This is a genomic window from Amycolatopsis kentuckyensis (genome assembly GCF_041679295.1).
Classification (GTDB): Bacteria; Actinomycetota; Actinomycetes; order Mycobacteriales; family Pseudonocardiaceae; genus Amycolatopsis; species Amycolatopsis kentuckyensis_A.
In genome coordinates, this window is sequence record NZ_JBGDMD010000012.1 from 254,343 (window position 1) to 280,503 (window position 26,161).

Sequence of the window (26,161 nt, forward strand, 5' to 3'; positions counted from 1 at the left end):
GTGCCCCGTCCCACTCCGCGGACCGATTTCCGGCACCCGGCCAAAAACTCCTTCACGAACACTGAACGCCACCGAACGGACACCGGTCGCGATGGGCAGTGGCGAAACATCAGGTCAACGTCCGAATGTGCAAGTTGCAGGAATCGTCCGAATGGCCGCAGAGAAACCTCCGAACGGCACTGAGAGTGATCAACTCGTCGGCCGCAGTTGCCTTGCCAGGCCAGGCCGTTCCGCCTTGTGGGCTGGATCGAACGCGGGAGAGATGAAAGACTCCCGAGCGGTGCTAGAAAGAGTGCAGCCCCGGGGGAACTGCGACCTGGCCGGAGAAAGACCCCAGCAAGAACGGACTCGAGCGCGAAGCGTTGGAGCCACAGGCGCGGACGGTGGTGGTGGCGGTGAGCAGCAAGGCGAACGCGCGCCGCAGCGCTCCCGCGCTCACCGCGGGTGAAGTGCACCAGGCCGGCCCGCTCGCCGCGGGCGAAGTGCGCCAAGCCGGCCCGCTCACCGCGGGCGAAGTGCGCCAAGCCAGCCCGCTCCCCGCGGGCGAAGTGCGCCAAGCCAGCCCGCGAACCGCGGGCGAAGCGCGCCAAGCCAGCCCGCTCACCGCGGGCGAGGTGCGCCAAGCCAGCCCGCTCACCGCGGGCGAGGTGCGCCAAGCCGGCCCGCTCACCGCGGGCGAAGCGCGCCCCGAAGCGAACCTGGTTTTCGCAGTTCAGAGCCACCGCGCCGCCAGCTCCTTCCCCGTCCGGAAGTCCCTCCGCGCGCGCGGGCGCGCGCCGCGGCCGTGGGCGGCCGCGCTGCAGCGGCCCGCCGCCAAGATCCTCGTCGCCGGGGGCCTGACCCTCGCCGGCTGGCTGCTCACCGGCGCACTCTCCGGCAGCACCGCCACCGCCGCCGAAACCGCCCCTTGCCCGCACGCCGCCGCGTCCACTGTGGAGCACGGCGGCCTGCTGCACGGCCACCACCGCAAGAACCACCGCGACACCGCCGACTGCGCACAACAGCCGGCCGACACGGCGAAGACCGACACGACCGAGACCGCGAAGACCGACGAGCCCGCGGCCACCCCGACAACGTCCACGAAGGACACCCAGCCGGCCGAAGAGCCGGCGACGGAACCGGCGGCCACGAAGACCAGCGGCGGCCTGCTGAACGGCCTCGTCGGCACCGTCCAGTCGGTGACCGAACCGGCCGCGAAGACCACGTCCTCGTCCGACAACGGCCTGCTCGGCGGGCTCGTCGGCGGCGTCGTCAACGTGGTCGGCGGCACGCTCGACACGGTCACCACCACCGTGTCCGGCACGCTGGACACCGTCAGCACGCTGACGAACACGCTGTCCCACACCGTCCTCGCGCCACTCACCCAGCCGCCCGCGAACAACCCGGACGCGCCCGTCCTGCTCCCCCTCGACGACGTCCTGAACCCGATCCTCGGCGGCAGCTCGAACTCCGGCGGCGTCACGGTCACCGTGCCCGGCGTCGCCACCGACACCGCCACCCAGCCCGCCACCACCACCGTTGTCGAGACCCTGCCCGCCGAAACCACGGCGACGACGCAGCAGCCGTCCCGCATCGCCGTCGTGCACCTCGTCGAGCGCCAGAACACGCTGCCCGCCAAGCACGAGCAGCCGCGCGACTCCGGTGTCCACGCGCGCAACGGCGGCGGCGACAGCACCCCGGGCCTGCCGGGCGGCACCAGCGCCCCCAGCGCGCCGGCCCCGACCGCGGCGCCCGGGCACGACGGCCAGGGCGGCGCCCGCCACGCGTTCGCCGTCCACACCGACGACGTCACCACCACCCAGCTCAAGCTCATCGGCACCAGCCGCGACCACGAGGTCGACGGCGCCGGCAGGGAAGCCGCTCTGCCCACCACCTCCCCCGACTGACCCCGAACCGGGCAGCCGGGGACAACTGCGTCCAAAACAAGATCATCAGGACGCTTCCGAACGCCTTACCGGCGTGACGTTCCCCCTGCTCCAGTACGAAATTCGTGACTCTTTCACGTCTCGTGACGCGCCTGCGCGTCCGACGTACCCCAGGGGCTGAAAGCCATGCGAAACCACAGTCTTTCCGACCGGCCGACCGCGCCCGGCCGCGTCGGATCCCGGTCCCGGCGCCGCGCTGCCCCCGTGGCGCCGGGACCCACACCGGGCGTGCTCCGGGAGTCGTCACTCACCGCGCCGAGCGGCGACTCATCTCGCGAAGAGCACGTCTGAGCCGCCGGCTTCCCGGCACGTCGAGGGGCTGTGCCGGGAAGCCGCGGCACCCACCGATGGGGTCACGCCCGGACGTGGGAGTGTGAAACAACGAACCGGTGCGCTGGATGCTCACGAACGCCGCCCATCCCTGGGAGCAGGCTCGCATCCAGCGCACCGGTTCGTTTTAAGCGATCGGCGCGTCCAGCGAAGCCGGCGTGCCACGGACCGACGCCTCCGCCGCGCTCAGCCGCCGGACCGCTTCCTCGATCCGGTCCGGCGGCAGCGAGAACGGCAGCCGGATCCAGCGCTCCAGCCCGCCGTGGACGCCGAAGCGCGAGCCCGGCGCCACCTGGACGCCGTGGCTCGCCGCCGCCACCGCCAGCCGCGAGCTCACCGGCTCCGGCATGCGGCACCACAGCGACAGGCCGCCCTTGGGCAGCGTGAACGTCCAGTCCGGCAGGTACCGGTGGACCGCGCCGGCCAGCGCGTCGCGGTAGCCGCGCAGTTCTTCGCGACGGCGGCCCAGCGCGGCGTCGTCGTCCAGCAGCTCGCCGAGCACGATCTGCTCGAACACCGGCGAGCCCAGGTCGACCGCGTAGCGCGCCGAAACCAGGCGGCCGAGCAGGTCCTCCGACGCCCGGATCCAGCCGAGCCGCAGCCCGCCCCAGTGCGTCTTCGACGCCGAGCCGACGCAGATCGCCAGGTCGCCGGCGAACGCGGCCAGCGGCGGCGGCCCGGCCAGGGGGTCGCCTTCCAGGTCCAGTTCGACGAGCGTCTCGTCGACCACGACCGGCGTCCGCGCGCGGGCCAGCACGGTGCCGAGGCGGGCGCGGCCTTCGGCGTCCAGGCGCAGGCCGGTCGGGTTCTGGAAGTCGACGACGAGGTAGGCGAACCGCGGGGACGCCTGGCGCAGGCCCGCGTCGACGCCCGCGATGTCCCAGCCGCGCTCCCCGCTCGGGTCGAGCGCCACCGGCACCGGGATCGCGTGCGCGGCCCGGATCGCCTCCAGGGCGTTCGGGTACGTCGGCTGCTCGACCAGCACGCGGTCGCCGGGGCCGGCGAGCATCCGCAGGACCAGGACGAACGCGTGGTGCGCGCCGTTGGTGACCATGACCTGCGCGGGCGTCGTCGGCAGCCCGCGTTCGGTGTAGCGCCGGGCGATCTTCTCGCGCAGGCCGAGCAGGCCGCGTTCCTGGTAGCCGTGGTCGCCGAGGTGGTCGGCGAGCCGGACGCGGGCCGCGTCGACCGCCGCGGCCGTGCCCGGGATGGCGGGCGAGGACGCGTGGGTGAAGTCGATCGAGCCGTCGCCGACCGGGGCGAGCGGGCCGCGCCGACGGCGTCCGGGCGCGGCGATCCACGAACCCGCGCCGCGGCGGCTCGCGACGAACCCGCTCTCCCGCAACCGGTCCAGCGCGGCGCCGATCAGCGTCCGGCTGACGCCGAGCGCGTCGGCCAGCTCGCGCTCGGCGGGCAGCCGGGTGCCGAGCGGGAGCTGGCCGTCCAGCACCTGCAGCTCGATGGCCGCGGCGAGGTCGGCCGCGCCCTGCCGGGAACCCTGCCGCCAGGAGCCCAGCATGACGGCCAATCGCGGCCCGGAGATGCGTCCACCCAGTGGGACTGCGGCTTCCATAAGGCCAATATCCTGGAATTGGCTATGGTTTACAAGGCCACTTCTGACGGATAGTGCCAGTGTGGCTCAGATCGACCTCCGGCCCGTCCGGATCTCCCGCGACCCCGTCCGCCGCAGCGCCCAGTTGCTCGGCGGCCTCGCCCTCTACGGCACCAGCGTCGCCCTCGTCACCCGCGCCGGCCTCGGCCTCGAGCCGTGGAGCGTGCTGGCCGAGGGCGTCATGAAGCACACCGGCCTGACGTTCGGCACGGTCACCGGCCTGGTCTCGGTGGTCGTGCTGCTGCTGTGGATCCCGCTGCGCCAGCGGCCCGGGATCGGCACCATCGCGAACGTCGTGGTCATCTCGGTGATGGTCGACGTCGTCCGGGCGTTCCTCCCGGACCAGCACGACCTGGTGTGGCAGATCGCGCTGCTGGCCGGCGGCGTCGCGCTCAACGGCGTCGCGACCGCCACCTACGTCGGCGCCCGGCTGGGCCCGGGTCCCCGCGACGGCCTGATGACCGGGCTCGCCGGGCGCACCGGCTGGTCGGTCCGGCTGGTGCGCACCGGCATCGAGGTGACCGTGGTCGCCGCCGGGTTCCTGCTCGGCGGGACCGTCGGCGTCGGCACCGTGCTCTACGCGCTGGCCATCGGCCCGCTCACCCAGGCACTGCTCCCCCTGACGACCTGGCGCGAGAGCTAGCCCGCTTTCCGCTGCTGGACGGCTCGGCGCAGCGTCTGGTAGTCGGCGCCGCGCCGGGCGAGGACGTCGTCGGTGCCGCGCTGCTGGGCCAGCGCGAGCAGGATGTGCTCCTGCCCGAGGTGCTTGTCGCCCAGCCGGACGGCCTCCTTGAGGCTCAGCTCCAGGGTCTTCTTCGACTGGGACGTGAACGGGACGTGCCCGCGCTTGGCCGGGCCCAGCCGGCCGGCGAGCGCGCCCTCGCCGTGGGTCCGCTCGACGCTTTCGACGATCTGCTCGACGTCGATGCCGAACTCCGTGAGCGCCTCGGCGTCGGCGTCGCTGACCCCGCCCCGCCGTCTCGTCCGCGCCAGCTCCGCGGCCAGGTCGTCGGTGGCGACGCCCAGCTCGGTGAGCAGCGGGACCCCGGTCTTGAGCAACCCGGCCAGCAGGTCCACCGGCCCGACTTCCACCGAGCCGGACTGCCTCGCCGTCATCTGCGCTTCGACGACCGCGAGCCGCGCGTCCGCCGTGAACCGCTCGAACATCAGTGCCTCCCGTACTTCTTGTGCACGGCCTGCCGGCTGACCCCCAGCTCGGCGGCGATCTCCTGCCACGACCAGCCGTCGATCCGCGCACTGCGGACCTGAACGGCCTCCAGTTGTTCCACCAGCCGCCGGAGCGCGGCGACCGCACGCAATCCCACCCGGGGATCGCGGTCGCCGGCCCGGGCGGCCAGGTCCGTCGCTTCCGTCATGCCTGTCAACCTACGTTGACATCACTGGCTTGTCAACCTGAGTTGACAGTCGCGTCAGCGCGAAGGTCGCCGAGGCTCGACGTACAGTCGGGTGATGCCCGAGATCGTGATCGCCGAGCGGGCCGGGGTGGGCGCCGACGGCCACCCCCGCCCGACCGAAGACCACGTCGTCGTGCTGGACAACGCGGTCCTGGTGCTCGACGGCGCCACCTCGTCCGACCCCTCGCAACCCCCGGGCGGCTGGTACGCCGAACGCCTGGCCCAGCGCCTCGCCGACGACCTCCGCGCGGCCCCCGAAGCCGACCTGACCGACACCCTGACCAGCGCGATCGCCGCCGTGAGCGACGAGAACGCATTGCGCCCCCAGCGATCGCCGTCCAGCACCGTCGCCGCCGTGCGGTGGCTCGGCGACCAAGTCGACGCGCTCGTGCTCGCCGACAGCCCGGTCGTCGGCTTCGGCGGCTTCGGCGTCGACGTCGTCTCGGACGACCGGCTCGCGCGGCTGCGCCGGCGCGGCATGCTCCAGACCGGCGCCGACGTCCGGCGGCGGCGCAACGCCCACGACGGCTTCTGGGTCGCCGAAGCGGACCCGGGCGCCGCCGCGCACGCCGTGCGCCGCAGCTGGCCGCGAAGAGCCGTCGACGCCGTCCTGCTCGCCAGCGACGGCGTCTCCATCGGTGTCGACCAGTACGAACTCTTCGACTGGCGCGAAGTCCTCGCGATCACGCGCGCCGACGGGCCGGACGCCGTGCTCGACGCCGTCCGGACCGCCGAAAAGCAGGACCCCGACGGCGAGCGCTGGCCGCGGCCGAAGCGCCACGACGACCAGGCCCTGGTGCTGATCGACTTCGCATCCGGGGGAATTCAGGGTCTTCCCTGATCACGACCGTCCCGTTCTCCGAGAACCTGGAGAGCATGGGGACGGAACAGGGGAAGCGCACGAGACCGTGGCGGCTGGTGGCGCTGGGCGCGATCGGCTGGGGGCTGTTCACGGCCGTGGTGCTGCACATCATCAGCTCACGCGACCCGGTGTACGACACGCTGTCGAGCTACACGGTGACCGACCGGGGCGACGGCATGCTCGCCGCGAGCGTGTTGTCGCTGGCCATCGGCTCGCTCGCGGTGCTCGGCGCGCTGCACGCGGCGGGGGTGCCGCTGTCGCGCACGACCCGGCTGCTGCTGGCGTTGTGGTCGCTCGGGATGGCCGCGGCCGCGGTGTTCCCGGCGAGCTACCCGGAGGCGCCGGACCCGGTGAGCGGCGAGATCCACCTCTACGCGTGCCTGGTCGCGTTCCTCAGCCTGCCCGGCGCCGCGATCTCCCTGCTGGAGTCGCTGCGGGGCCGCCCTGAACGCGCTGCCGTCGTGAAGGCGCTCCGGCTGAGCGCCGGCGCCTTCGGGCTGTTCGCGCTCAGCTTCGTGTTCGTGCGGCTGGCCGAGGCCGAAGTCGGGCCGTTCCGCGCGATCTCCGACGCGTTCCCGATCGGCGTCATGCAGCGGCTGCTGCTGCTCGCCGACGTCGTCCTGCTGCTCACGCTGCTGCGGGTCGCGACCCGGCTGGAGTCAGCCTTCGACGGCCGCCGCGAATTCGGGCGCGTAGCCGTACAGGCCGGGCATGCCGCCGGTGTGCAGGAACACCACGTGGTCGTCCGGGGCGAAGTGGCCGGCCCATTCGACCAGCGCGGCGGCCACCTTCCCGGTGTAAACGGGATCGAGCACGACGCCCTCGGTGCGGCCGAAAAGCCGTAGCGCGTCCCAGACAGCGTCGGTCGGGATGCCGTAGCCGGGGCCGAGCGTGGAGTCGCCCAGCTTCGCGTGGTCGAGCGCCGGCGGGTCGACGCCGAGGAGCTTGGCCGCGCCCGCGACGAGGTCGTGCAGGTTCTCGGTGGCCTCGTCGAGCGGGTGGCTGACGCAGGCGATGCCGACGCCGAGGTTCTTGAGGAGCGCCGTGGCCAGCACGACCCCGGCCGCGGTGCCGCCGCTGGCGTGCGGGACGACGAGGTGGGCGCGCTCGACGCCACGTTCTTCGAGCTGCTTCGCGAGTTCGTAGGTGGCGCGGACGTAACCGAGGGCACCGAGGTCGTTGGAGCCGCCGACCGGGACGGTGAAGACGTTCCGGCTCTCGGCGGTGGCTTCGGCGATCAGGCGGTCGTAGGTGCGGCCGGTCTCTTCGCCGTCCGCGCAGATGTGGACGGTCGCGCCGAAGAGCCGATCGAGCGGGAGGTTTCCGCCACGTTCGTAGGCTTCGCCGTCGCGCGGGACCTTCGCGGTGAGGACGAGTTCGCAGCGCAGGCCGAGCTTCGCGCACGCGGCGGCGGTCTGGCGGCCGTGGTTGGTCTGGAGCGCGCCGAACGTGATGACGGTGTCGGCGCCGGCCGCCTGGGCCGCGCCCAGGTGGTATTCGAGCTTGCGGAGCTTGTTGCCGCCGGCGCCGAGCGGGTGGACGTCGTCGCGCTTGAGCCAGAGGTTCCGCAGGCCGAGGGCTTCGCCGAGCCGCGGCGCCTCGTGCAGCGGGGTCGGCCAGCCACCGAGGTCGACACGCGGGATCGAGGCGAGCGCGGCGTCGGGGAATCCGGCGAAGTCGAAGGTCATGGGCCCAGTCTGCCGCAGGGGTGGCCGAAGACCAGCGGTATCCGGTAACGTTCGTTCGAACGAACGAGAACCTCGGGGGCCACCATGACCGCTACGAGCCTCGACTTCACGGGCCTCGCCGCCCAGGCCGCGCAGCTCGCCGCGGGCGAAGTCACCTCCGCCGAGCTCACCGCGACCGCGCTCGGGCGCGCGCACGCGAGCCAGCTCACGCTCAACGCCTTCAAGCACCTGCGTGACGACGCGGCCCTCGCCGAAGCGGCCGAGGCGGACGAGCGGCTGCGGGCCGGCGACCGCAAGCCGCTGCTCGGCGTGCCGGTCGCGATCAAGGACGACGTCGACCTCACCGGCCTGCCCACGTCGTTCGGCTGCGCCGGCGAGTTCCCGTTCGCGACCACCGACGCGCCCGCCGTCGCGCTGCTGCGCGCGGCCGGCGCGATCATCATCGGCAAGACGAACACCCCCGAGCTGGGCCAGTGGCCGTTCACCGAGGGCCCGGCCTTCGGCGTGACGCGCAACCCGTGGCACCCCGGCCACACCCCCGGGGGTTCTTCGGGAGGGAGCGCGGCCGCGGTGGCGTCGGGGGCCATCGCGGCCGCGCTCGGTTCCGACGGCGCCGGCTCGGTGCGCATCCCGGCCGCGTGGACCGGGCTCGTCGGCATCAAGACCCAGCGCGGCCGGGTCCCGACCGAAAGCGAGCTGTTCCACGGCCTGACCGTGCTCGGCCCGCTCGCCCGCACCGTCGAGGACGCCGCCCTGCTGCTGGACGTCGTCGCGGACACCGGCACCACGTTCCGGACCGCCGCGGCGCGCGAACCGGGCCGGCTGCGGATCGGGCTGTCGACGCGGATTCCCTTCACCGCCACCAAGACCCGGCTCGACCCGGTCGTCGAAGCGAACGTGCGGCGGCTCGCCGAGTCGCTCGCCGGGCTGGGCCACGAGATCATCGAGGTCGAGCCGGACTACGGGCTGATCGGCCTGACGTTCCTGCCGCGCTCGCTCACCGGCGTCCGCGACTGGACGCTGCGAGTACCCGACCGCGCCGGGCTCGACCCGCGCACGCGCAGCAACGCCGGCCACGGCCGCCTCCTCGCCGGCCCCGCGCTGCGGCTCGCCCGCGCGCTCGAGCCGGGACTGCACCGGCGGATCGGCTCGGTGTTCGGCCGCGTCGACGTCCTGCTGACCCCGACGACCGCGACCCCGCCGCCGCCGATCGGCACGTTCGACGGGCTGTCCGGCTGGGAGACCGACCAGGCCATGATCGCCGCCTGCCCGTACGCTTGGCCGTGGAACGTGCTGGGCTGGCCGGGGGTCAACGTCCCGGCCGGGCTCACGGCCGGCGGGCTCCCGCTCGGGGCCCAGCTGCTCGGCCCGTCGCACGCCGAGGAGCGGCTGGTTTCGCTCGCCGCGCAACTGGAAGAGGTCGAACGGTGGCCGGAGCGGCATCCCGAGACAAGCTGGTAAGCACCCGGGACGCCATCCTGCGCGGCGCGCTGACCGTCGTCGGCGAGCACGGTGTCGGCGGGCTGACGAACCGCCGGATCGTCGCCGCGGCCGGCGTCTCGCTCGGCACGTTGACCTACCACTTCCCCAGCCAGACGGCGCTGCTGCGCGAAGCGATGCTGCTGTTCGTCGAGGAGGAGACGGCGAAGCTCGGCGCGATCGTCGACGGCTACCGCTCGGAGGGGTTGAGCGTCGAGCAGGCGGCGTCGGTGGTGGAGCACGTGATCGCGCAGCTGCCCTTCGGCGCCGACGAGCTGGGCGCGCACGAGCTGTACTTGCAGTCCGCCCGGGATCCTGAACTGCACGAAGCGTCTTCGCGGTGCTTCGCGGCGTACGACGAGCTGGCCGTGACGATCCTGTCGGCCCTCGGCGTCCCGGACCCGGGCCGGCTGGCGGGCCCGGTGGTCGCGCTGATCGCGGGGCTGCAGCTGCGGCGCCTGGCGACGGGCGAGACGGACACCCCGGTGGCCGAGCCCCTGATGATGCTGCTCCGCGGGGCTTGATGGCCCGGCCGATCGTCCGCGGCACGGCGGCGTGGAAGTACTTCGGCGACTTCCGCGACGTGCTGCTGGCGGGCCAGGTGCTGGTGCTGCAGGTGGCGCACCCGGTCGTCGGGGCGGGGGTCCGGGACCATTCGGACTACACGGCGGACCCGTGGACGCGGTTGATGCGGACGGGAGCATCGCTGTCGATTTACGTTTACGGCGGCGCGGCCGGCGCGCGTTTCGAGGCGGCCCGATTGCGGTCGTTACACCGGGCTTTCACCGGCGTCTCGGATGGACGCCGCTACAGCGCACTGGATCCGTTGGCTTACGCGTGGGTGCACGCGACGCTGGTGATGGTTCCGGTTGACGTGCAACGGTTCTTCGGGCAGCCACTGTCCTCTTCGGAGCTTGAGGAGTACTACGCGCAGATGTGCGACGTCGGGCGGATGCTCGGGGTGCGGGCGCGGGACCTGCCTCCGGACTGGGCGGGGTTCACGCGCTACTACGACTCGATGGTGGCCGGTTTCGCGACGAACGCGACGATCGAGCAGCTCTTCGAGACGATCCGGACGGTCCGGAAGCCGGTGCCCTGGCTGCGCGATTCGTGGTGGCGGCCGGTACGGGACCTGCAGGCTCGTGGGCAGATGTTCTTGATCCGGGCCACTTTGCCGCCGTTGCTTGGGGAGCGGTTGGGTCTACAGTGGACCGCTCGCGACCAGCGCCGGTTTCTTCGGTTCGCTCGGCTGGTGCGGATCCTGGCCACCCCGATCCCGGTGGGCTTGCGGACGGCGCACATGCGCTGGATCGGCAAGCTGAACGTGTGGCTCCGCGCCCACCCGAAGGTCTACGAACGCCTGGTGGGCGGCAACGGTCCCGGCTCAACGGCGCAAGGGGGTCGTGAGTGAGAAACAGGGTCAGAACACTGTTTCTCACTCACGACCGCTGAGCCGGGCGTAGTGGGCGCGGGCCTTGGCCCGGTTCCCACACCGCGACATCGAGCACCACTGCCGGTTCCGCCGCGGAGACGCGTCACAGAACCGGATCCCGCAATCGTCCGCCGCGCACACGCGCACTTCCGCGTCGCTCGTCGCCAAGTCGATCGCGTCCGCCGCCAATGCCGCGAATGCCGTGGCCACCGGGTCCTTCGGGGCCGGGACTTCACGGCGCAGCCGGCCGTCCACCAGCACCAGCCTCGGCGGTGGCGCCGGGGCCGAGGCCGCCGCGTTGTTCACCAGCTCGATGTCCATCTTGTCCGGCACCTCGGGCGGCAGCAGGACCCGGTCGATCGCCTCGCGCAGCGCCTTCGCCGCCAGCACGTTGCCGGCCGTCACCGGCACCGGGCCCGTCGTGAACCCCGCCAGCGAGAGCCACTCCGCGAGCGCGTCCGGTCCCGTCAGCAGCTCCACGCCGTCCGCGTACCGCGCGCGCAGCGTGTTGACCAGGTCGAGGCACGGCCGTCCGCCGTCGAAAGCCCACTCCATCTCACCATTCTAACCGTTGCCGACAGTTAGAACGTCGGCTACCGTCTAACCCCATGAACCGGTTAGAAAGCACGGCCACGGTCAACGGACTCCGGATGCACTACCAGCGGGCCGGCGACGGGCCGCCGCTGTTCCTCCTCCACGGCTGGCCGCAGACCTCGCACTGCTGGCACCGCGTCCTGGCGCCGCTCGCCGAGACGCACACCGTCATCGCCCCCGACCTGCGCGGCTACGGCCGCACCGACAAACCCAAGACCGGCTACGACAAGCGCACGATGGCCGCCGACGTCGCCGCGCTCGCCGAGCACCTCGGGTTCACGAAAACAGCCGTCGTCGGGCACGACCGCGGGGGCCGCGTCGCGCACCGCTGGGCCCTCGACCGCCCCGACCAGGTCGACCGCCTCGCCGTCCTCGACATCGCCCCGACCCGCGCGATGTGGCAGCGCCTCGACACCGGCGTCGCGAAGGCCTACTGGCACTGGCTCTTCCACCTCCAGCCCGACCTGCCGGAGCTGCTCGCCGGCCAGAACATCGCCGCCTACCTCGGCTACTTCTTCGAACGCTGGACCTACCAGCGCCACGCCCTCGACGCCGAAGCCCAAGCCGAGTACGTCCGCGCCTTCTCCCAGCCCGGCGCCCTGCGCGCCGGCTTCGACGACTACCGCGCCTCCTTCCCCGACGACGCCGAACTCGACGACGCCGACTTCGAGGCCGGAAAGCGCGTCACCCAGCCACTTCTCGCGCTCTGGGGCGCGAACGGCCTGCTCGGCACCCTGCCGACGCTCGAGATCTGGCGGGAGTACGCAACCAGTGCCACCGGTGAGGCGATCGCCGAGTGCGGCCACTTCCTGCCCGAAGAACAGCCGGCCGAAGTCGTCGCCCACCTGCGGAAGTTCCTCGGCCCCTGAGACCCCCGGGGGCTCCGGTCCCCCGCGCTGGGGACCGGAGTTCCCTCCCCGCCGTGACGCCCGCCACCCGCGGCCGTCGCTAGGTTCGGACCCACGATGGGGACCAAACCAAGAGTGCTCTTGCTGATGCTGCTGGCCGCGCTGGGGATCGCGGTGGGCGGCGGGACCGCGCACGCCGACGGCGCACCGTCCGGCACCGACGTCCAAGTCGCGCAGACGCTCGGCGCGCGCGAACTGACCGTGATCATCCGCCGGGTCGACGTCACGCCGTCGCCGCTGCGGGTCGACGTCGTGACGCACCAGGGCTCGCCAGCCGGGACGCTGCACCTGGCCGTCGCCGCCGACGGCGTCCCGAGCGCGCGCACCGACGTCGTGCTCGGTGCCGAACCGGGCGTGTACGCGGGAAATCTCCAAGTCGACAAACCGGGACCGTGGGAACTGTCGCTGAGCGACGGCACCGGCCCGGCCGCGACGATCCCGTTCATCGTGCCCGCCCGGGTCGTCCCGCCGTGGGAGAAGGCGACGTACGGCGGCTTCGTCGCGGCGGGCGTGTTCCTGCTGCTGGCGTTGATCGTCGGCCTCAAGGCGAGGCGGACGGCGTTCGCGCTGGTCCCGGCCGGTGGCGCGGTCGCCGCGATCGCCGTCGCGGTCACCGGCGCGCTGCTGTCGGCGAGCACTCCCCCGCCGCCCGCGCCCGGCAGCCAGCTCGACCCGACGTTCGACAACGTCACCGACCCGTACGCGAACGCGCAGCTGTCCACAGTGGACTACTCGCGGCCGCCGGTGAACCTCGTGGCGCAGGCGGAACCCGGTGGGCTCAAGCTGATTCTCACCGACGGCGCCACCGGCCGCCCGGTCGACGACCTGCTGATCCACGACAACGCACTCGTGCACCTGGTCCTGGTCTCGCCGTCGGGGCGGATGAGCCACCTGCACCCGGTGCGCGTCGGCCCCGGCGACTACCGCGTCCGCGTTGCAGAACCGGAAGCCGGCACGTACGCGGTCGCCGCCGAACTCGTGCGGCGCGGCGGCGGGGTCCAGCTCGTCCGGTCCACTGTGGACCTCGCCGGAACCGCCGCGCCCGCGCCGGAACCGCCCGGCGCCGGACCGCGGACCGTCGACGGCACCCCGGTCGACCTCACGGTCACGCCCGGCACGCCGACCACCGTCACCGCGCACTTCAAGACCCAGGACCTCCAGCCGTGGCTGGGGATGCTCGGCCACCTGATCATCGCCGGTCCGATCACCGGTCCCGTCGGGGAAAGCGCCGCGAAGGCGCCGACGTGGGCACACGTCCACGCGATGATCCCGCCGGTCGCGGGCCAGCTCGACCGCCCCGACGAAACCGTCGCCGCCTACGGCCCGGACGTCAGCTTCACCTACACCTTCGCCGCGCCCGGCCGGTACCGGATCTGGCTGCAGGCCGAGCGCGGCTACCGCGTGCTGACGATCCCCGCCGTGGTGGACGTCCCGGCGACCGGAGCCGGCCGGTGAAGCGCCCGACGGTGCTGATCGCGGTGGTCGTGCTGCTCGTCGCGGCCGGCGCCACCTGGCTGCTCTGGCCGAGCGGCGGCGCGAAAGCCTCGACGCAGCAAGCGGTTTCCGGCCCGTACACGGTGCAGTTCTCCGCGGACGAGCCCCGCATCGGCGCCAACACGTTAGCGGTGGCCGTCACCGGGCCCGCGCCCGACGCCGTCACGGTCGCGCCGGTCATGGCGCAGATGGGGCACGCGTTCCCGGCGGTCCCCGCGGCACCGGACGGGCCGGGGCACTTCCGGGCCACCGGCGTCGGGCTGCCGATGTCCGGGCAGTGGGAGATCACCGTGTCGCTGCGCGGTCCCGGCGGGTCCGCCCAAGTCGTTTTTCCGTTGCTCGTCAAGTAGAAAGGTTCGGGGGAATGGATCTCACCGCATCCGGCGTGCGCACCACGCCGGTGGCGAAACAGGCGCGAACGGGGTTGCTGCCGGCGAACGTCGTGCTCGGCGGGTCGCTGCTGTCACTGGTCGGGCTGACCTGGGACATCCAGTGGCACAGCGACGTCGGGCCGGACACGTTCTTCACGCTGCCGCACCTGTTCCTGTACGCGGGCAGCGCGGTCGTCGGGCTGGCGAGCCTCGCCGTCGTGCTGCTGACGACGGCGGCGCGGCGCGCGGGCCGGCCGGTCGACCCGCGGGTCGGCGGGCGCGTGGTCAACGTGTTCGGCAGGACGTTCGCGGCGCCGCTGGGCTACCTGGTTTCGGGCGTGGGCGCGGCGACGTTCCTGCTGTACGGCCTGTGGGACCAGTGGTGGCACGGGCTCTACGGCTTCGACGCGGTCATCGACTCGCCGCCGCACATCGGGCTGCTGCTGTCGATCACGGTGTCGCTCATCGGCACGACCGCGGTGTTCGCCGCGGCGCGGGAGCACCGCTGGGGCCGGATCGGGACGCTGGCGTCGCTGACCGTGCTGCTCACGTTCGGGCCGGTGCTCGCGCTCGGGCTGCAGCAGGTGCCGGACGACTACGCCGACGCCGTCTCGATCGGCTGCTCGATGATGGCGGTGCTGCTGGTCACCGTCGGCGCCGGGTTCCTGCGCCGTCCCGGGGGCGCGGCGGGGACCGCGGCGCTCGTCCTGGCCGTGCAGGGCGTCTTCTGGTGGTTCTCGCCGTGGGCGGCGAAGGCGTACGCGGATCTGGTCGACCTGCCGCTGCGGGACGCGATTTCCGGCGTGCCGGAGATGCCGTCGCTGACACCGCTGGCGCTGCTGCCGGTGGCCGCGCTGATGGAGCTGGGCTACCTCGCCGGGCGGCGCCGGGGGTGGCGCGCGGGGCGCGTCTCCGTGGTCGTCGGCGGGATCGCCGGGCTGCTGATCGGGCTGAGCCTGCCGGTCCAGCGCACCCTGCTCTACACCGGCGCGCACCTGCCGCCGGCCTGGTACCTGACGACGACGGCCGTCCTGGCCGGCCTGTTCGGGCTGCTCGGCGGGTTCGCCGGGTGGCGGTTCGGCGGGATGCTCTGCCTGCTGGCGCCCGCGAAGAAGGGGGAAACCGCTGATGCGTAAAACACTTCTGGCTCTGGCAGCCGTCGTCGGCTTGCTGTTCGCGACCGCGGCACCGGCGAACGCCTACGAGCCGGTCAACATCGTGCACACCGAGCACGTGCAGGCCGGGCCGTACGGGCTGACGATCGGGTTCAGCACCTGGCCGCTGAAAGCCATGCAGTCACTGGACTTCACCTTCATCCCCGACGGCGGGATCGAGGACAAGTCCGGCACGCTCACGATGATCAACCCCGAGGGCGGCCAGAACCGGAAGCAGCCGCTGGTCCGGCACCCGCGCAAGCGCGACGTCTGGGGCCTGGACGTCCGGTCGATGCCGCGGCCGGGCGAATGGACGTTCCGCTTCACCGTCAACGGCCCGGCGGGGCCCGGCACCGGCGACCTGAAGGCGCTGCCGGTGCTCGAGCAGCCGGGGCCGCCGATGGGCTTGAGCTGGGCGATCAGCACGCTGCCGTTGATCGGGCTCGTGGTGCTGGTCGTGGTGGCCTGGCGCCGGACGCGGACCCGGCTGCGCGGAGGTGAACTTCCGGCAATCGGGTGAGATTCCGCTCACATCGAGCACTCAGGCGTATCCGGGCTGTCGCGAAGGCCTCCTTCACCGTGAGAACGGGAAAGGGGGCCTTCGCGATTTCTGGACACGGGCGGGTGATCATGATCACCCGCGCAGGGGATGACTCAGGCGGGCAGGTCGAACTGCCCGGCCTTCACGGCGACCAGGAACGCTTCCCACTCGGCGGTGTCGAACACGAACACGGGGCTGGTGGCGAGCTTGGTGTCGCGGACGCCGATCAGGCCTTCCCGGCCGAGGTTGACCTCGACGCAGCTGCCGCCGTTGGGCTCGCTGGCGAACGACTTTTCCCAGGCAGCCTCTTCGAACAGGGACACGGCCGTGTTCGGATCGTAATCCGCGAACGACGGATAATCCGCCATGGGTCGTACCTCCGAGGATCGATGGGGGGCGCGGTCGCGACCTGGTCGAACGTGCCCGCGTCCGGCTACTCAGTGTCTCAATGGAGTACGCCGCACGGCCAAGCGGGTGATCAACTAGGTCCGGCCTCGACATGAAGATTATTCCAGGAGTAGGATTAATCGCATCGGCCGGGGCGCTGGCGTCGGTGAATGACTGCCTGCATGCGACGGGCGGTCCCCGACCGCAGGCCACTGGCTGACGAACGACAAAACCACCACCGCAGGACCTCATGGGGGAGGATCAGCGTGATCGTCGAGGACAGCGCGCCACCGAGCGTGGGCCACGCCCGCCGACCGGGCGCCCACCGTGGCACGAACGAGCTGGTCCGAAACCTGCGCCGGGAAGCGCTTTCCCCGGTGCTGCCACCGCGACCAGAGCTGGGGGTGTAGACGATGGCCGTCCGGCTGAACTCGCTCTTCCGCCGCGAGGAAGAAGTGCACCGTGGCCGCCGGGGGATCGGCAACGAGCTGCGGAACCGCTTCGGTTTCAGCTTGATCCAGGCACCACTGCGCAAGACGACGACCTGGGCAACGGACCAGGACCTCCCGCTGCAGCGCCACTCGGACGGGGTCCGGACCACGCGCCCGCTGGAGACCGCGATCGACCTGACCCCGCTGCTGCGCGGCCGGATCGGGTCGCGGGTTTGAAAGCCTGAACTGCCGCACCACCACAGCAGAGCCCCGGTTCCCCGTTGGGACCGGGGCTCTTGCCGTTGCGGGGCTACGGTTTCCGCAGGAAGCGGGCTCGGTAGAGGTGCGCGGCCGGGTCAGTCTGCCGGAGATCGGCGAGGGGCCGGCGTCTTGAATGACTCATTCAGGTCGTCGGAGGTCCTGAATGAGTCATTCAAGACCTCCGGAACCGTTGCTGGGCTACGGTTTCCGCAGGAAGCCGGCTCGGTAGAGGTGCGCGGCCGGGTCAGTCTGCCGGAGGTCGGCGAGGGGCCGGCGTCTTGAATGACTCATTCAGGTCGTCGGAGGTCCTGAATGAGTCATTCAAGACCTCCGGAACCGGCCCTGGGCTACGGTTTCCGCAGGAACAACCGCCCCTGACGGTATGGCCGCTCCCCCTCGACGTGCTCCCGGTACATCCGGCCCACCTCGGCCAACCCCGCCTCGGCAGCCATCGACGCCAGCGAATCCAGCGGCCACACGTACGCCGTGGTCACCTTGTGGTCGAACTCCGAAACCACTCCCGCCTCGAAGCACCCCAACAGAACGTGACCACCGGGCGCCAACGTCCGGGTGAATTCGGCGAAGTACCTTGGCACCTCCGCCGGCGGCGTGTGGATCACCGAGTACCACGTCAGGATCCCCGCCAGCGACGCGTCGGGCACGTCCAAGGCCGCCATCGAGCCGACGTCGAAGCGCAGTGAAGGATGAGCCGCGCGCGCCAGGGAAACCATCGCCGGGGACACGTCGATGCCGAACGCGTCGACCCCCAGGGAACTCAAGTGCGCCGTCAGGTGGCCCGGGCCGCACCCGAGGTCCGCGACCGGTCCCCGGCCGCGGACGTGGTCGGCGAACGCCACCCAAGCCGCACGGTCCAGCGCGTCGGAGTCCCAGATGTCGCGGACGAACTCGGCGTACTGGACCGCGACCGCGTCGTAGGCAGCCGTCACGGTTTGCGGCCGAGGCCGCAGATGTGGCCGACGAACGCCGGGTCGTTCGCGAGCTTCTTCGTCGCCCGGGACTCCATCTCCTCCGGGTGCCACTCCGGCAGGTACACGATGCCCGGCTCGACGAGCTCCAAGCCGTCGAAGAACGTCGTGAACTCCGCGCGGCTGCGCAGGTGCAGCGGTGTGCTCGACTTGTTGTACTGCGCCATGATCGACTCGCGGCTCTCCGAGTCGGCCATGTTCTCGAGGCCGTCGCTCGTGAGGTGCGAGGACAGGAAGTACGAGCCGGACGGCAGCAGCGACAGGTACTTCTGGATGGTCTGGGCCACCGGCTCGTCCTCGCCGAGGAAGTACAGGACGCCGACGATGATCAGGCCGATCGGGCGGTTCGGGTCGAGGACGCCGGTGTCGAGCGCGCGCTTCCAGATGTCGGCCGGGTCGCGCAGGTCGCCCTGCAGCACCGCGTGCCGGTCGGCCACGCCCTCCTTCTCCAGCAGGATCTGCGAGTGCGCCACCGCGACCGGCTCGTTGTCGACGTACACGCAGCGCGCGTTCGGGTTCACCGCCGCCGCGACCTCGTGTACGTTCCCGACCGTCGGCACGCCCGACCCGAGGTCGAGGAACTGGTCGATGCCGTTGCGGGCCAGGTACCGGACGCCGCGGCCGAGGAAGTCGCGGCCGACCCGGGCCACGGTCTTGATCATCGGGAACGTCTTGACCGCCTGCTCGCCGAACTGCCGGTCGATGGCCCAGTTGGCGTTGCCGCCGAGGAACCAGTCGTAGATGCGGGCCGCGTTGGGCCGCTCGAGGTCGACGCCTTCGGGGGCCTCGGGATCCTGCGTGGTCATGTCCATCCTCCAGGCTTGCGGCCGACACCGCCGACCACGCTCGCGAGGGGGACCGTGGCGGCGCCGGGCTCGGGACGCCACTCTCCCACAGGCACGATTCCCGGCTCGACCACCTCGAAGTTACCGAAGAACGCGGCGATCTCGTCGAGCGTCCGCGACACCGCGGGCGAACTCGACCGCTCGGACAGCTTCACGAGCTTGCGGATCTGCTCCAGTTCGTCGCCTTCGACGCCGGACTCGGTCGCGTGCGAGAGGACGTACGCCGCCCCCGGCGCCAGCAGCGTCCGGTAGTCACGGATGGCTTCGCGGACGCCGGTGACGTCCGGCAGGAAGTGCAGCACGGCCACGCTGAGCAGGCAGATCGGCCGGTCCGGGTCGAGCACGCCGGTGGCCAGCGCGGCGTCCCAGACCTCCTCGGCGTCGCGCAGGTCGGCGTGCAGGACGGCGTGGCGTTCCGGGTCGCCTTCCTCGTCGAGCAGGATCCGGCCGTGCGCGACGGCCACCGGCTCGTTGTCGACGTAGACGCAGCGGCTGTCGTCGGCGTACTCGTCGGCCACCTCGTGGACGTTGCCGGCGGTCGGGATGCCGGAGCCGAGGTCGAGGAACTGCGTGATGCCTTCGGCCAGGCAGTAGCGCACGGCCCGGCCGAGGAAGTCGCGGTTGCCCCGCGCCAGGGTCTTCGCCAGCGGAAACGCTTTCACGGCCAGCTCGCCGTACTGCCGGTCGACCGCCCAGTTCGCGGTGCCGCCGAGCGCCCAGTCGTAGATCCTCGCCACGTTCGGCCGGTCGAGGTCGACGGCGTCGGGGAGGAAGTCGGGGTCCACGATGTCCCCTTCGGGCGAAACTTCCGGTGGATTCGAGCGCAACAGACCGACTCTACCGAAAGTTGTTCACCGGCCGGGATACCTCAGGCGGCCGTTCGCCCTATTGGAGCTGCTGCATCTGGCCGCGGTAACCCTCCGCGAGCTCCTTGAGGAACTGCCGGGTCTCCTGCCGCTCCAGCGCGGCTCCACGCAGCCGGTCCCACGAGTCGACGAAGATGTTGAAGTCCTTGACGTCGTCGAGGTACAGCCCGCCGGCGGAGTGCTCGATGTAGACGAAGTCCCGGGTGCGGTCCGGGAAGCGCATGATCGTGAAGTCGTTGGGCACCGCGGCCAGCCGCGCGCCGAACGGCAGCACGTGCACGTAGACGCGCGGGTGCTTCTCGAGCGAGAGCAGGTGCTCGACCTGGTCGAGCATCACCGCGGGCGCGTACCCGCCGGGGGCCCGGCGCAGCGCGCCCTCGCTGATGATGAACCGGTAGTAGGGCGGCTGCTGCTGCTCGAACACGGCCTTGCGGTCGAGCCGGTTGCGCACCAGCGACGTCACGTCCGTCGCGCCGGCCTCGGTGAACTGCTTGAGCATGTAGTGCTCGGACTGCAGCGGGCCCGGGATGCGCTCGCCGTGCCAGGTGAGGATCTCCGCGGCCGCGGGCTCCAGGTCGGTGAAGGTGCGGAACCAGTGCGGCACCACCGAGCGGTAGCCGGACCAGTGGCCGCGCTGCCCGGCGGCGGCCCGCGCCAGGTTCATCAGCGTGTCGGCCTCTTCGCCGTTGATCCCGAACGCGTTCAGCATGGATCGCACATCCCCGAGTTTGACCCCGACGGCACCGGACTCGATCTTGTTGACCTTGCCCTGGGTGCAGCCGAGGACCTCGGCGACCTGCTGCTGTGTCATCCGCGCCGCGGTGCGGGCATGCCGGAGCTCGTTCCCGAGCTGCTTCCGGCGCGAGGTGACGGTGCTGGCCATCGCCCTGCTCTCCCGGACCACTACCAAGCGACGGCGGCCTCCCGGTCGCCGTCGCGCGCGAACTATCGAACCCACCCAGGTTAGTGCTTCACCTTGCGGATCTCGATGATGACATCGCGCAGCGTTCCAGGAAACGCCGCGGAATGCCAGTCACCTGCGCTATCACTCGCCTGGACCAGCGAAATTCCGAATTATTCGGCCAACCGGCGGAGCCCGCGCTGGGGCATAGTGGGCGCCGTGACCGATCGCTCGCCCTCCGCCGCCGCCGTCACCCGGCTGGCCGACCGGGTCCACGGCTACGTCCAGCCGGACGGCTCCTGGTACATCAACAACTGCGGTGTCGTCGACGCCGGCGACCACACCGTCCTCATCGACACCTGCTCGACCGAGCGCCGCACGCGGGCGCTGCTCGCCGCGGCCGGGGCCGCCACCGGCAGCCCGGTGACGACACTGGTGAACACCCACCACCACGGCGACCACACCAACGGCAACTACCTGGTCGGGGGCGCGACGGTCATCGGCCACCGCAAGACCCGCGAGCTGATGGTCGCCGAGGGCATCCAGAAGTTCGAGGGCATCTTCGTCGGCAGCGACTGGGGCGAACTGCGGTCGCGGCCGCCGGAGGTCGTGTTCGACGACCGGCTGACCGTGCACGCCGGCGACGTCACCCTCGAGCTGATCCACCCCGGCCACGCGGCCCACACGACCAACGACGTCCTGGTCTGGCTGCCCGAGCAGCGCGTGCTCTACGCGGGTGACCTGGTGTTCCACGGCGGCAGCCCGTTCGCGCTGATGGGCTCGGTGGCCGGCTGGCGCCAGGGCCTCGACGTCATCCGCGAACTCCAGCCGGAAGTGATCCTGCCCGGTCACGGTGGTCCCTGCGGGCTGGACGTCGTGGACAAAGTGGACGAATACCTCGCGTTCGTCCAGCGGACGGCCGAACGCGGGAAGGCCGCCGGGCTGTCGCCGCTGGAGGTGGCGAAGGAGACGGACCTCGGCGAGTTCGCGTCGCTGAGCGAGCAGGAGCGGCTGCCGGGGAACCTGCACCGCGCATACGCCGAACTGGACGGCGCCGAGTGGGGCGCGGACATCGACCTGGTCGCGGCGATCACCGACATGCTCGCCTTCAACAAGGGCCCGATCCGCTGCTTCTCCTGAACTAGGTGAGCTGCTCCTCCGTGGCCTCCCTTGAGGCGTCGATCGGACTACTGTCTGAATCGAGAGAGACTTCGGAAGGATTCGGATGAGCAAGAAGGCGAGCATCGGGGTCACCGGCCTGGCGGTCATGGGCCGCAACCTGGCCCGCAACCTGGCCCGGCACGGGCACACGGTGGCCCTGCACAACCGGTCCGAGGAGCGGACCCGCGCGCTGGTGGAGCAGTTCGGCGACGAGGGCGACTTCATCCCGGCGTACTCCGCGCAGGCGTTCGTCGACGCGCTGGAGCGGCCCCGGCAGGTCGTGATCATGGTCAAGGCGGGCGGCCCGACCGACGCCGTCATCGAGGAGTTCGCGCCGCTGCTCGAAGAGGGCGACGTCATCATCGACGCCGGCAACGCGCACTTCGCCGACACGCGCCGCCGCGAGAAGGCGCTGCGCGAGCGTGGGCTGCACTTCGTCGGCAGCGGCGTCTCCGGCGGCGAGGAAGGCGCGCTGCACGGGCCGAGCATCATGCCCGGCGGCTCGAAGGAGTCGTACGAGTCGCTCGGCCCGCTGTTCGAGGACATCTCGGCGAAGGTCGACGGCGAGCCGTGCTGCACGCACATCGGCGCGGACGGCGCCGGCCACTTCGTCAAGATGGTGCACAACGGCATCGAGTACGCCGACATGCAGCTGATCGCGGAGTCGTTCGACCTGCTGCGGCACGCGGGCGGCTACTCCCCCGCCGAGATCGCCGACGTGTTCCGCACGTGGAACACCGGGCGGCTCGACTCCTACCTGATCGAGATCACCGCCGAGGTGCTCGCGCACGTCGACCAGGCGACCGGCAAGCCGTTCGTCGACATCGTCGAGGACGCCGCCGAGCAGAAGGGCACCGGCCGCTGGACGGTGCAGATCGGCCTCGACCTGGGCGTCCCGATCTCGGGCATCGCCGAAGCCGTCTTCGCGCGTTCGCTGTCCGGCTCGAAGCCGCTGCGCGCGGCCGCCCGCGGGCTCGGCGGACCGTCGGCGTCGCCGCTGACCGGCTCGGCGCTGGACCGCTTCGCCGACGACGTCGAGCAGGCGCTGTACGCGTCGAAGGTCGTCGCGTACGCGCAGGGCTTCAACCAGATCCAGGCCGGCGCGACCGAGTACGGCTGGGACATCGACCTGGGCAAGGTCGCCTCGATCTGGCGCGGCGGCTGCATCATCCGCGCGAAGTTCCTCAACGACATCACCTCGGCCTATGCCGATGAGCCGGAGCTGCCGACGCTGCTGACGTCGGGCGGCTTCCGCAAGGCCGTCGAGGACGCGCAGGACTCGTGGCGGTCGGTGATCTCGACGGCGGTCCAGCTCGGCATCCCGACGCCGGGCTTCTCGACGGCGCTGGCGTACTACGACGGTCTCCGCGCCGACCGCCTGCCGGCGGCCTTGGTGCAGGGCCAGCGCGACTTCTTCGGGGCGCACACGTACCGCCGCGTGGACCGCGAAGGCTCGTTCCACACGGCCTGGGCCGCCGACGGCCGCCCGGAGTCCGACGCCTGACGAGCCGCTGCTCTGACCGGGAAGACCCCCTGGTCCCGCCCGGTCAGAGCAGCGTCACCAGCAGCAACGCGAGAAGCGCGGCCGCCACCAGGAGCCTCACTGCCCCCGGGCGGCGAGGATTTCCGCCAGCACCTCCAGGATCTTCGCCTCGGCCTTGTCCTTCTTGACGCCCAGGCCGTCGAGCACCTCGAAGCCGGCGCCCTCGCCCTGTTCCAGCAACGCCAGCAGCAGGTGCTCGGTGCCGATGTAGTTGTGCCCGAGCCGCAGGCCTTCGCGCATGGTCAGTTCGAGGGTCTTCTTGGCGGCGGGGGTGAACGGAACCACGTTCGGCACCGAGTCCACCGGCGCCGGCAGCCGCGCTTCGGCGGCTTCCCGGACGGCGTCCAGCTGGACGCCCTGGGCCAGGATCGCCCCCGCCGCCAGTGCCGCCGGCTCGGTCAGCAGGCCCAGCACGAGGTGCACGGTGTCGATCGCCGGGCTGGCGTGCTCGACGGCCGCCTTCTGGGCCTCGACGACGACGTGCCGCGCGCGGTCGGTGTAGCGGCCGTAGACGCGTTCGATCGTCCCGGACGGGTCGCCGCCCGGGTCGACCTTGGGCACGAACCGCTTTTGCGCGGCCTGCTTCGTCACGCCCATGCTGGCGCCGATGTCGGTCCAGGACGCCCCGGACCGCCGGGCCTGGTCCACGAAGTGGCCGATGAGGTGGTCGGCGACCTCGCCGAGGTGCTGGCCCACGTAGACGGCGTCGGTGAGCTGGGCGAGGGCGTCTTTTTCGTTGTTGCTCTTGATGGCGCTGATGAGGTCGTCGAGCTTGATGTTGGTCGGTAAGGTCATGCGTCAACTGTAGGTTGACGCACTCGTCGCGTCAACCACAGGTTGACGACCTAGCTGCCCTTCGCACGCGCACAACCGGCCGCCCGGTGTCCACATCGGACGATGCCTTCGGCGGCCGGCCGGTCGCCGAGCCCCAGCGTCACGCCGCTCGCGACTTCAGGTGCGCCTTGAGGTCGAACGCGCTCGCTTCGAGGTCCGCGTACGCCGGGTGCGGGTCGGCGGTGAACAGGCGCCGGGCGGCGATGTGGTCGGCCGGCCGGTTCACCGACTCGACCGCGATGAGGACGCCGTCGCGGAAGGACAGCACCGAGAACTTGCCCGCGGCCCGGTCGCCCGCGACGACCGTCTTGTCGGCGCCGGACAGGATCCCGGCGATCTGCAGCTTCGCGCCCGACTGGTCGGTCCAGAACCACGGCAGGCTCGCGTACGGCTCGGGCGCGCCGGTGATCGCCGCGGCCACGCAGCGGGCCTGGTCGACGGCGTTCTGCACGGACTCCAGCCGGGTCGACGCGCCCGCCTGCACGCACGGGAAGTTGGCGCAGTCGCCGATCGCGAAGATCCGCTCGTCCGCGGTCCGCAGGTGCGCGTCGACGACAACGCCGTTGTCCACCGGGAGGCCCGCTTCGGCGGCCAGCGTCGTCTCCGGCACGACGCCGACCGCGACCACGACGAGGTCGGCGGGCAGCCGGGTGCCGTCGGACAGCTCGACCTCACGCACTCGCGAGTCGCCATGCAGCGCGGAGACACCCTGGCCGAGCAGGACCGTGTGCCCGGCTTCGCGGTGCAGCGCGGCGAAGTAGGCGGAGATCTCCGGGGTCGCGACGCGGTTGAGCAGCCGGTCCTGGGCCTCGACGACCGTCACCGGGCGGCCGGCGTGCGAGGCGAACTCCAGCCCGATGAACCCGCCGCCGACCACGACGACGTTCTCGGCATCGGTCAGGGACGCGCGCAGCCGGTCGGCGTCGTCGCGGGTGCGCAGGGTCAGCACGCCCGGCAGGTCCGCGCCGGGCACGGGCAGCGTCCGGTTGCGTGCGCCGGTGGCCAGGACCAGGTGGTCGTAGGCCAGCTCGGTGCCGTCTTCGAGGCGGACCTTCGACGCGGGCCGGTCGATCGCCGCGACCCGCCCGGCGACCAGCTCGATGTCCTTCTCCGCGAAGAAGTCCTCGCCGCGCAGGTGCAGCTGCTCGAGCCCGGCGGTCCCGGCGAGGTAGGCCTTCGACAGCGGCGGCCGCTGGTACGGCACGCCCGGCTCGTCCCCGACCAGCACGACCCGGCCGGCGAAGCCGCGGTCCCGCAGCGACGCGACGGCCTGGAACCCGCTCTGCCCCGCTCCGGCGACGAGGACCGTGTTCTCTGCACCCATGCCTGCCATCCGATCACACGAGCCTTAAGCCGTCGAGGAGCCGCCCGACGACCGCAGGGCCCGCGGCGCCCCGAGCACGCGTGAGATGCCGCGCGCGGCGGCCCGGACGGCCGGCACCAGCGTCCGCGGGTCCGTCCCTTCGGCCGGGACGACCACCGAGATCGCCGCGACGACCTCGTCGGTCGAGTCGTAGACCGGGGCCGCCACCGACAGGGAGATGAGCTCGATCTGGCCGTCGCTGATCGCGTAGCCGTCGCGGCGGACGTCGGCCAGGACGCGCCGCAGCTGCCCGGTCGCGGTGATCGTCTTCGGCGTGAACGTCTTGAGCGGCCCGGCCAGGACCTCGTCCTGCGCCTCGACGGGGGCGTGCGCGAGCAGGACCTGGCCGACGCCGGTGGCGTGCGCGGGCAGCCGGCCGCCGACGCGGGTCAGGACGTTGACCGCGCCGCGGCCGGAGATGCGTTCGACGTAGACGACCTCCGGCCCGTCGAGGACCGCGAGCTGCACGTTCTGGTGCGTGGCCTCGTAGAGGTCCTCGAGGAACGGCATCGCGCCCTCCCGCAGCTCGGCGCCGTGCGGGGCGAGCGACGCGACTTCCCACAGCCAGAGCCCGACGCGGTAGACGCCGGCCTCGTCGCGCACGAGCGCGCCGCGCTTGGTCAGCTCGCCGGCGATCCGGTGGGTCGTCGACAGCGGGAGCCCGGCGCGGCGGCTGAGCTCGGACAGCGTGAGCTGCGGCCGGTCGGCCGTGAACGCGCCCAGCAGGTCGAGGACGCGGTCCACGACCGACGGCGGCCGCTTCGCGCTGTGTCGCACG

General features: G+C 71.9%; 27 protein-coding genes and 1 pseudogene. 15 read left to right on the forward strand and 13 right to left on the reverse strand.

The window, feature by feature from the left end:
• Positions 1–395 precede the first annotated feature (395 nt).
• Complete coding sequence (locus ACERZO_RS41430; RefSeq protein ID WP_372671455.1) at positions 396–1,886, forward strand: hypothetical protein; 1,491 nt, start codon at positions 396–398, stop codon at positions 1,884–1,886.
• 496 nt (positions 1,887–2,382) lie between these two features.
• Here the strand turns inward: ACERZO_RS41430 and yczR are convergent, their stop codons facing one another.
• Positions 2,383–3,828 (reverse strand): MocR-like transcription factor YczR, encoded by a 1,446-nt coding sequence (yczR, locus tag ACERZO_RS41435; RefSeq protein WP_372671456.1) that lies wholly within the window; start codon positions 3,826–3,828, stop codon positions 2,383–2,385.
• Positions 3,829–3,889: 61 nt separating this feature from the next.
• Here yczR and yczE point away from each other — a divergent pair, with 61 nt between their 5' ends.
• Positions 3,890–4,510 carry a membrane protein YczE gene (gene yczE, locus ACERZO_RS41440; RefSeq protein ID WP_372671457.1) on the forward strand — a complete coding sequence of 207 codons (621 nt, stop codon included), beginning with the start codon at positions 3,890–3,892 and terminating at the stop codon, positions 4,508–4,510.
• Here the strand turns inward: yczE and ACERZO_RS41445 are convergent.
• Both ACERZO_RS41445 and ACERZO_RS41450 read right to left on the reverse strand, forming a co-directional pair.
• Positions 4,507–5,034: a Clp protease N-terminal domain-containing protein gene (locus tag ACERZO_RS41445; RefSeq protein ID WP_372671458.1), complete on the reverse strand. Its 528-nt coding sequence runs from the start codon at positions 5,032–5,034 to the stop codon at positions 4,507–4,509. The genes yczE and ACERZO_RS41445 overlap by 4 nt on opposite strands.
• Positions 5,034–5,243, reverse strand: coding sequence for a sigma factor-like helix-turn-helix DNA-binding protein (locus tag ACERZO_RS41450; RefSeq protein WP_086675674.1), 210 nt, complete (start codon positions 5,241–5,243; stop codon positions 5,034–5,036). The genes ACERZO_RS41445 and ACERZO_RS41450 overlap by 1 nt, the downstream gene beginning before the upstream one ends.
• A gap of 94 nt (positions 5,244–5,337) precedes the next feature.
• Between ACERZO_RS41450 and ACERZO_RS41455 the strand changes: the two genes are divergently transcribed.
• Positions 5,338–6,123 (forward strand): protein phosphatase 2C domain-containing protein, encoded by a 786-nt coding sequence (locus ACERZO_RS41455; protein WP_372671459.1) that lies wholly within the window; start codon positions 5,338–5,340, stop codon positions 6,121–6,123.
• A gap of 35 nt (positions 6,124–6,158) precedes the next feature.
• A pseudogene (locus tag ACERZO_RS41460) lies at positions 6,159–6,722 on the forward strand (DUF998 domain-containing protein); the annotation flags it as partial.
• Positions 6,723–6,803: 81 nt separating this feature from the next.
• Here the strand turns inward: ACERZO_RS41460 and ACERZO_RS41465 are convergent.
• Positions 6,804–7,832, reverse strand: coding sequence for a D-cysteine desulfhydrase family protein (locus ACERZO_RS41465; RefSeq protein ID WP_372671460.1), 1,029 nt, complete (start codon positions 7,830–7,832; stop codon positions 6,804–6,806).
• Positions 7,833–7,916: 84 nt separating this feature from the next.
• Here ACERZO_RS41465 and ACERZO_RS41470 point away from each other — a divergent pair, with 84 nt between their 5' ends.
• From ACERZO_RS41470 to ACERZO_RS41480, 3 genes are read left to right on the forward strand one after another with little or no spacing between them, the layout of a single operon-like run.
• Entirely contained in the window at positions 7,917–9,293 is a 1,377-nt protein-coding gene (locus ACERZO_RS41470) for an amidase (protein ID WP_372671461.1), read from the forward strand.
• The gene (locus ACERZO_RS41475) at positions 9,260–9,835 is read left to right on the forward strand and encodes a TetR/AcrR family transcriptional regulator (protein WP_372671462.1); all 576 of its coding nucleotides are present in this window, start codon (positions 9,260–9,262) and stop codon (positions 9,833–9,835) included. The genes ACERZO_RS41470 and ACERZO_RS41475 overlap by 34 nt, the downstream gene beginning before the upstream one ends.
• Positions 9,835–10,722: an oxygenase MpaB family protein gene (locus tag ACERZO_RS41480; protein WP_372671463.1), complete on the forward strand. Its 888-nt coding sequence runs from the start codon at positions 9,835–9,837 to the stop codon at positions 10,720–10,722. Before ACERZO_RS41475 ends, ACERZO_RS41480 begins: the two co-directional genes overlap by 1 nt.
• A gap of 24 nt (positions 10,723–10,746) precedes the next feature.
• On the opposite strand, the gene ACERZO_RS41485 is transcribed toward ACERZO_RS41480, so the two are convergent.
• On the reverse strand, positions 10,747–11,298 hold the full coding sequence (locus ACERZO_RS41485; RefSeq protein ID WP_372671464.1) for a CGNR zinc finger domain-containing protein: 552 nt from the start codon (positions 11,296–11,298) through the stop codon (positions 10,747–10,749).
• Positions 11,299–11,351: 53 nt separating this feature from the next.
• Between ACERZO_RS41485 and ACERZO_RS41490 the strand changes: the two genes are divergently transcribed.
• The 5 genes from ACERZO_RS41490 to ACERZO_RS41510 all read left to right on the forward strand — a co-directional run bounded on the left by ACERZO_RS41490 (position 11,352) and on the right by ACERZO_RS41510 (position 15,784).
• The gene (locus ACERZO_RS41490) at positions 11,352–12,206 is read left to right on the forward strand and encodes an alpha/beta fold hydrolase (RefSeq protein ID WP_372671465.1); all 855 of its coding nucleotides are present in this window, start codon (positions 11,352–11,354) and stop codon (positions 12,204–12,206) included.
• Positions 12,207–12,302: 96 nt separating this feature from the next.
• The gene (locus ACERZO_RS41495; protein ID WP_372671466.1) at positions 12,303–13,700 is read left to right on the forward strand and encodes a hypothetical protein; all 1,398 of its coding nucleotides are present in this window, start codon (positions 12,303–12,305) and stop codon (positions 13,698–13,700) included.
• Positions 13,697–14,089 carry a FixH family protein gene (locus ACERZO_RS41500; protein WP_372671467.1) on the forward strand — a complete coding sequence of 131 codons (393 nt, stop codon included), beginning with the start codon at positions 13,697–13,699 and terminating at the stop codon, positions 14,087–14,089. The genes ACERZO_RS41495 and ACERZO_RS41500 overlap by 4 nt, the downstream gene beginning before the upstream one ends.
• Before the next feature lie 14 nt (positions 14,090–14,103).
• Complete coding sequence (locus ACERZO_RS41505) at positions 14,104–15,246, forward strand: hypothetical protein (protein WP_372671468.1); 1,143 nt, start codon at positions 14,104–14,106, stop codon at positions 15,244–15,246.
• Positions 15,239–15,784, forward strand: a complete 546-nt coding sequence (locus ACERZO_RS41510; RefSeq protein ID WP_372671469.1) for a hypothetical protein — start codon at positions 15,239–15,241, stop codon at positions 15,782–15,784. Before ACERZO_RS41505 ends, ACERZO_RS41510 begins: the two co-directional genes overlap by 8 nt.
• A gap of 134 nt (positions 15,785–15,918) precedes the next feature.
• Here the strand turns inward: ACERZO_RS41510 and ACERZO_RS41515 are convergent, their stop codons facing one another.
• Positions 15,919–16,173 carry a DUF397 domain-containing protein gene (locus tag ACERZO_RS41515; RefSeq protein WP_364461084.1) on the reverse strand — a complete coding sequence of 85 codons (255 nt, stop codon included), beginning with the start codon at positions 16,171–16,173 and terminating at the stop codon, positions 15,919–15,921.
• A 432-nt stretch (positions 16,174–16,605) separates the two neighbouring features.
• On the opposite strand from ACERZO_RS41515, the gene ACERZO_RS41520 reads away from it, so the two are divergent.
• A complete protein-coding gene (locus ACERZO_RS41520; RefSeq protein ID WP_372671470.1) occupies positions 16,606–16,860 on the forward strand; it encodes a hypothetical protein in 255 nt (84 codons plus the stop codon).
• Between the two features lie 371 nt (positions 16,861–17,231).
• Here the strand turns inward: ACERZO_RS41520 and ACERZO_RS41525 are convergent, their stop codons facing one another.
• The 4 genes from ACERZO_RS41525 to ACERZO_RS41540 form a co-directional block, all read right to left on the reverse strand.
• Positions 17,232–17,831, reverse strand: a complete 600-nt coding sequence (locus ACERZO_RS41525) for a class I SAM-dependent methyltransferase (RefSeq protein ID WP_372671471.1) — start codon at positions 17,829–17,831, stop codon at positions 17,232–17,234.
• Entirely contained in the window at positions 17,828–18,676 is an 849-nt protein-coding gene (locus ACERZO_RS41530) for an SAM-dependent methyltransferase (RefSeq protein ID WP_372671472.1), read from the reverse strand. Before ACERZO_RS41530 ends, ACERZO_RS41525 begins: the two co-directional genes overlap by 4 nt.
• Positions 18,673–19,500, reverse strand: coding sequence for an SAM-dependent methyltransferase (locus tag ACERZO_RS41535; RefSeq protein ID WP_372671473.1), 828 nt, complete (start codon positions 19,498–19,500; stop codon positions 18,673–18,675). Before ACERZO_RS41535 ends, ACERZO_RS41530 begins: the two co-directional genes overlap by 4 nt.
• Before the next feature lie 100 nt (positions 19,501–19,600).
• Positions 19,601–20,464, reverse strand: a complete 864-nt coding sequence (locus ACERZO_RS41540) for a helix-turn-helix domain-containing protein (RefSeq protein ID WP_329052829.1) — start codon at positions 20,462–20,464, stop codon at positions 19,601–19,603.
• A 237-nt stretch (positions 20,465–20,701) separates the two neighbouring features.
• On the opposite strand from ACERZO_RS41540, the gene ACERZO_RS41545 reads away from it, so the two are divergent.
• On the forward strand, positions 20,702–21,622 hold the full coding sequence (locus tag ACERZO_RS41545) for an MBL fold metallo-hydrolase (protein ID WP_372671474.1): 921 nt from the start codon (positions 20,702–20,704) through the stop codon (positions 21,620–21,622).
• A gap of 85 nt (positions 21,623–21,707) precedes the next feature.
• Positions 21,708–23,147 carry an NADP-dependent phosphogluconate dehydrogenase gene (gene gndA / locus ACERZO_RS41550; RefSeq protein ID WP_372671475.1) on the forward strand — a complete coding sequence of 480 codons (1,440 nt, stop codon included), beginning with the start codon at positions 21,708–21,710 and terminating at the stop codon, positions 23,145–23,147.
• Between the two features lie 96 nt (positions 23,148–23,243).
• On the opposite strand, the gene ACERZO_RS41555 is transcribed toward gndA, so the two are convergent.
• The 3 genes from ACERZO_RS41555 to ACERZO_RS41565 all read right to left on the reverse strand — a co-directional run bounded on the left by ACERZO_RS41555 (position 23,244) and on the right by ACERZO_RS41565 (position 26,160).
• Positions 23,244–23,981, reverse strand: coding sequence for a Clp protease N-terminal domain-containing protein (locus ACERZO_RS41555; protein ID WP_372671476.1), 738 nt, complete (start codon positions 23,979–23,981; stop codon positions 23,244–23,246).
• Between the two features lie 139 nt (positions 23,982–24,120).
• The gene (locus ACERZO_RS41560) at positions 24,121–25,344 is read right to left on the reverse strand and encodes an NAD(P)/FAD-dependent oxidoreductase (protein WP_372671477.1); all 1,224 of its coding nucleotides are present in this window, start codon (positions 25,342–25,344) and stop codon (positions 24,121–24,123) included.
• 24 nt (positions 25,345–25,368) lie between these two features.
• Entirely contained in the window at positions 25,369–26,160 is a 792-nt protein-coding gene (locus tag ACERZO_RS41565; protein ID WP_372671478.1) for an IclR family transcriptional regulator, read from the reverse strand.
• Position 26,161 lies beyond the last annotated feature (1 nt).